Raw genomic sequence first — 5,851 nt, forward strand, 5'->3', positions numbered from 1 at the left:
CGCCCGCATACCCGGACCGAGACGCCGCAAACGCCTCAGCCACCATAGGGCGCTGGCGTGAAATTGATTGTTGAGAAGACATGTTTCACTCAGGATAAGTAAGCAAGAAGCCCACCAAGACAGGCCAGAAAGGTGTCAGCTGTCCTAGACATAACTATAAATGACAACTCCACCCGAGATAAGAGAGACACGGACCGTCTTAGATCCGTGTCCTTGTGCCGTCTTAGGCTATGAAATCACCATAGATATCGATTTCAGCGATGTGCAGATAGTGCCCACCTGCATGATCGATGCGAACTTCGTCACCAACTATACCGCCAACTTCAATCAGCTGGTTGTGTGCGGAAGTCAGATCAGAGGATGACCAAACCACTGCCCCATCATCCAACACTTCGATGTGAGCTCCGGTCAGACGAGAGCTTGTCCAGTTGTCCTGACGGTTCTCAAGATCAATAAACTCAATCAGAGCATCTTCTCCCAGATCAATGCTCAACCATGGGGCTGGATCGCTTTTGCCCGTGTGGTTGATTGTATCAACGTCACCATCAAGAACGTTGAATGCGAGGTAATCATCGCTGACGTAGTTGGTTGATTGGTCTGCTGCGCTGGCATTCAGCGCGTCTGTCAGGTTTGTAAGTCCTGCATGATACGCTCGTTCAGCTGCTTGAGCCGCTGCGACAGTTACGTCATAGGTTGCCGTATCGCCTTCATTGGTGGAGATACTCGTTTGGAATGACGATTTGTGGAGGCTTGTTTCCCAGGTTACTGAATTGTCACTATCAATCGAGAGGCTATTGCCTTCATCAGATAGAGAGTTGATCAATGCATCGCGTTCAGACGCGGACAATCCTTCGAAAACGAGCACATCGGCTTTGTCCAGATCGGTTATCGTGTCCTTCCCAGAGTTGGCGGCAAAGACAAAAGTGTCGGCGCGCCCCCCTCCAGTTAACTCATCATCTCCACCAGCACCTGAAAGGATGTTTCGCTCTTCATCACCTTTAATGATATCGTTTCCGTCTGATCCGATCACATTTTCGATGAAGTACAACTTGTCGCTATCTACCTTCGTTATACGTCCGCCCTCATTGTCGGTCTTAATCGAGTAGATCGCACTGGAAACTGAGTAGTAGATGCCAAGATTTTCTTTCCAAATCTTTGTGCCCAAATCAATGTCGACGGAATCAGCTCCAAAGAAAGCTATAGTATCACTATCGGCGGTGCCGTCGAGGTTCTCGCCGCCATTGATGACATCATCGCCTGCACCACCAAACAAAAGATCATCGCCCCCCATACCATACAAATACGCCGTATCAGAATAATATCCCTCCCTGGGGGCAGTTGTGTTGGCTTCGGCTGGCACAAACGCGCCGAGGATGTCGTTCAGATTGGTGCCAATCCACATGTCGTTAGGGGCTTCATTGTCGTAAATCGTCCAACCAGCATAGGCCCCCACATCCATGAATCCCAGATTGGAACCGGCCATTTCACCGACCCATTCACCTAGATCCTGTAGTTCGTCTCCGAAGTAGAGCTTAGATCCATCGTAGTTGACATAGCTTTCCTTCAAACTTGCTTTGAGCGCATCAAAAAAATCACTATTGATCGTAACACCCTTGCCATTTTCGGTCATGTAGTCAGGAAAATAATCTACAAGGTCGTCAGCCCATTGGACGGCAAGGATTTCACGGTCTGCTGTTCCACGGTTGTCCCGTAATGTGAATGCCAAATCGTTAGCAGTCTCCCACTCGAAGGTGTAGTGGGTATTCAGATCAGTCTCGGATGCCGCAATTGGGATCATGATATGATCTTCAAACGGGTTAAAGTCTCTGACCTGAGCTTCGGCAGTCTCGCCCCAGTCTGCATCAATAGTAAAGGTTGTCTTTGATGAGTTGGTAGCTGTGTAGTAAGCATCAAAGCCAGAAGCTATAGTCTTTGCAACTGAACCAATTGCTTTCACGCCCGGTATAATCCCCACTGCGCTGCCTGCTGCATCCAGAATAGATGTCCAATCACTGCCCTTGTTAGGAAAAGCTGCTGATATATCGAGAACAAAATCGCTCGTGTAGTCAGTACTGCCATCGCCAATGATAAACATATCCGCACCAGAACCACCCCAAAGCTGGTCACTTACGGCTTGGTCTTTGAGCGAGCCTGAGGAGATGATATCGTTGCCTTCTCCTCCGTAAATTTTATCAGCGCCCGTGCCACCATCAAGAATATCATTCCCATCATACCCATTGATAATGTCGTCACCTGCACCGCCATAAGCAATGTCGATATTGTCTGCGATGATATCGACATTGGGTATTGTTTGCACATAGATCGCACCATGTATGGTGTCATTGCCATCACCACCATACATTTCATTGGCGCTGTCTGCTGTAATTCCTGATGTGCCACCCCAGATTATATCGTTGCCCTTGCCACCAAAAATCAGATCAGCCCCTGCGCCACCTTCGATCGTATCTGCGTCATCTCCGCCATCAATGTAATCATCCCCTCCATTACCGACGAGCGTGTCATTTCCGTCACCTCCGTAAAGCTTGTCAGCATGCATTGTGCCTTTCAGCGAGTCATTGCCATCGCCCCCATAGGCCGTAACGCCATAAGACAGACCGTAAAAGTCGGCTGTGTCATCAGTGTAGTTGAAGTCGAAGATCTCAACATTGTGTGCAGTGACGTCCAGGGAGCTGAAATTGATGTGTGAGCTATCTTTCGAATGGCCCCCTTCGACAATGACGGTATTTCCATCGAGAACCTTGAGATCAGTCGAATAATTATTATCTCCACGATATCTCAACGTATCTATGCCTTCATTACCATAATAATGGAGGTTCGAGTTCTTCTTTACACTACTACCGCTCCTTGCTAATGAGTCCAGTGTCACTGAATCATTATGGTCACTGCCTACAAGGTTCGAGTCCTTTTTATTCTTTCTTGCGATCCAGCCGAATGTGTAGCTGCCATCAAGATATGAGTTCTTTGCAGCGATGCTCCAGATTGTATCTGCCATTTTCTAATCCATGTGTCAGTGCATACATTCGTTGTCCGAGCAGATGTCAGGTGAATGTATTGCCGAGTTTCTAAGGACAGAATTGTCCGACTCCTACATGGATACCGCGGGTCTGATTTGAGGTCTCGTGACAAACTGTGACAAACACTTGTCACAGTTTGAGAGGCTGATTAATTCTTTCGGTAGAGTGGAAGGCGAAGCTCAGCGCGCAGCCCGCCTTCAGCGCGGTTAAAAAGTCCTATGGAACCACCTTGGTCAGTTACAATTGTCTTTACGATTGCCAACCCCAGGCCGCTACCGGGTATGTCTGTCGCCAAGCGCTGGAAAGGCTGGAACACACGATCTAGTTCCTCTTCTGGGATGCCTGGGCCATTATCATCAATGGTGATAACCGCTTCATCTCCGTCCTTAGAAACAGTCACATGAGCGGCGCTGCCATACTTGCAAGCATTTTCAACCAGATTGGATAAGCACCTTTGGATAGCATTCACGCGGCATGACACGATAACAGGTGCTGTGTCTGTCATTTCAGCTGCATCTCCCAGCTCACTGCGCTCTTCAATCACCACATCCAGCAGAAGTGTGAGGTCTACACGCTGGAAGTCTCCATCTCGCATCACCGCACGAGAAAAAGCCATAATAGATTCAACAATGCTCTGTATGCGATCTAGACGGGCCTCAATCTGATATCTGGTGGTTTGCGGACCAACGGCATCAACAAGCTGCTTGATCCCTGCCAAAGGACCTTTCAGATCATGAGCAAGACTGCGTAAAAGGCCAATCTGATAATCCACCGCCTGCGTAACGCGCTCATTCATTCGATTGAAAGACCTGATAATCTCACGGGTATCACGCGGTCCCTGCACAATCAAAGAGGAAGTGGTCTCGCCGCGCCCAAGCCGCTCTGCCTGATGAGAAAGGTGCCAAAAAGGTGCCATAACACGCCGACTAATCAGTAAAACTACCGCTGCAATTAAAAGAGAAACCAGACTCGATGTTATAAGCTTCGTGTAGGCTGCATTGATAGGTGGTAAGCGCCTGAGCTGATAAACCGTGAGCCAGTTGCCTGTAGCATCATGGCGCAATGCAACCCTGTACACTTCAGCGCGTGGCCAGGTTCTGAATAAGTTCAGAAGATTGTTTGACGGTGCCGGTTTCTCCTCAAAAACCCATTTTGGGGTCGTCTTCCAATCAAGCTCATTTACCAAAAGAGTACGCGGCGGTTCACCAAGGCCTAACATAGGTGTCTCTTCTGCCACCATTCCGCGGGGAGGAGGAGGAGTTGGAAAGCCTCGTTCTGTCACAACGACTTCTGAGACGGGTAACCCTGCACGGCCATACCAGGTAAGTGCTTCGGCCTCGATATCTGGGCGCCGTTCGTCACCATCAAGTAGAGCTCGCGGAACTCCCCATTCTATATGAACAGCGAGATTAGATAAGGTTTGTGTATATCGGACACGCTGGTTTTCTGGCAGGGCTAAGACACCACTGAAAGACCGACCAGCCAGTGTGAGATGAAGGCTTTTTTGAGCAGCTGTCAGAAGCTGCACATCAGCAACACGCGATACAATTACGTTTACGACTTGAACTGCCAATACCAGCCCAATGACCAAAAACATTAGTTGTTGACCAAGCGTAAGACGCGCTGAAAACCTCATTGATTTCATTTATCTATCTCGGCATTGGGACAAGTTGACACGCAGATGTTACAATATATGCGTGTTGCAAAGTCAATTGGATATCGAAGGTTTAGACCGGATGAGCGAGAGTATTTTGATCGTGGACGACGATCACACCCTCGGAGAAGAGTTGGGGAAGGCTTTGGTTAGCGCTGGCTACACCCCCCATCGGTGTATAAGTGTCCCCGAAGCGCGACAGGTTTGGAACAAGACAAAGTTTGATCTCTGCTTTGTTGACATTGTCATGCCCGGCCCCTCTGGCAAAGTGTTTTGCCGGGAAGTCAGAGAGCGGTCTGACGCTGCCATCATTATGATGAGTTCACTCAGTGACCAGGACACAATCATTGCGTTGCTTGACATTGGCGCCGATGACTACATCGTCAAGCCATTCACTTTTCCGGAGATGTTAGCCCGCGCACGAGCCGTGCTACGTCGTCGTAAAGATCACACTCAACAATATACGGCTTCTGCAATACAGATTGGAGATTGGACATTTGATCTTCAGCTGCGGCGCATTTCCAACATTAAAGGCCTTACCGTACCGCTCACTCAAAGTGAAGCAGCAGTCCTTCGTTTTTTTGCGCAAAGCCCTGGCGTTGTTTTCTCCCGCGAAGACATACTTGCCGTTGCCAGAACTCGACAGCACGCTGGCAAGGATGATCGTTCTGTTGACACGCTAATCAAGCGCTTGCGGCGAAAGATCGAAATTGAACCTTCAAATCCAATGCACATCCTGACTGAGTGGGGGAAGGGTTATACATTCCAGAACTGATAAGTTGCTAAAGTAAGCCTTACGTAATCTCCAATCAGATGCTCATTGCAACCTCTCTTCTAAAAGTCTTGATTAGCTTGCTCGGGACTAAGTATTTGCCTTTGATAAGATATGTGAGGAAGTTTTCAGAAACTTTGGCCTTCTAGACCAGAAAAAATGCTCCATCGCAGTGTGCAGGCCCTCAAAAGAAAGAAGAGGCGTGTTGGAACTTGCTTAAGCTTGCTGAGACCCAAAATCGATGATTGGGCCCTACTAAGCAGAGGCCACGGCATCATCAATCCAAGTTGGTCTCAACCCTTGATGGAAACGTCCGAAGGTCCGCTCATGGCCCGAATTTCTAAACTTTCCTGACGTGTAGCAGCGTGACCATTGCAGACATTCATCTGT

The 5,851-nt window shown here is 48.7% G+C and carries 3 protein-coding genes; 1 reads left to right on the top strand and 2 read right to left on the bottom strand.

What is annotated here, in order from left to right; all coding sequences use genetic code 11:
- Nucleotides 1-223 precede the first annotated feature (223 nt).
- Both PsW74_RS10515 and PsW74_RS10520 read right to left on the bottom strand, forming a co-directional pair.
- Complete coding sequence (locus tag PsW74_RS10515; protein WP_063286984.1) at nt 224-3,013, bottom strand: discoidin domain-containing protein; 2,790 nt, start codon at nt 3,011-3,013, stop codon at nt 224-226.
- Between the two features lie 170 nt (nt 3,014-3,183).
- Nucleotides 3,184-4,632 carry a HAMP domain-containing sensor histidine kinase gene (locus PsW74_RS10520; RefSeq protein WP_063286985.1) on the bottom strand — a complete coding sequence of 483 codons (1,449 nt, stop codon included), beginning with the start codon at nt 4,630-4,632 and terminating at the stop codon, nt 3,184-3,186.
- Between the two features lie 139 nt (nt 4,633-4,771).
- Between PsW74_RS10520 and PsW74_RS10525 the strand changes: the two genes are divergently transcribed.
- Complete coding sequence (locus tag PsW74_RS10525; protein ID WP_063286986.1) at nt 4,772-5,464, top strand: response regulator transcription factor; 693 nt, start codon at nt 4,772-4,774, stop codon at nt 5,462-5,464.
- Nucleotides 5,465-5,851 lie beyond the last annotated feature (387 nt).

Source organism: Pseudovibrio sp. W74 (genome assembly GCF_001623085.1).
Taxonomy (GTDB): domain Bacteria; phylum Pseudomonadota; class Alphaproteobacteria; order Rhizobiales; family Stappiaceae; genus Pseudovibrio.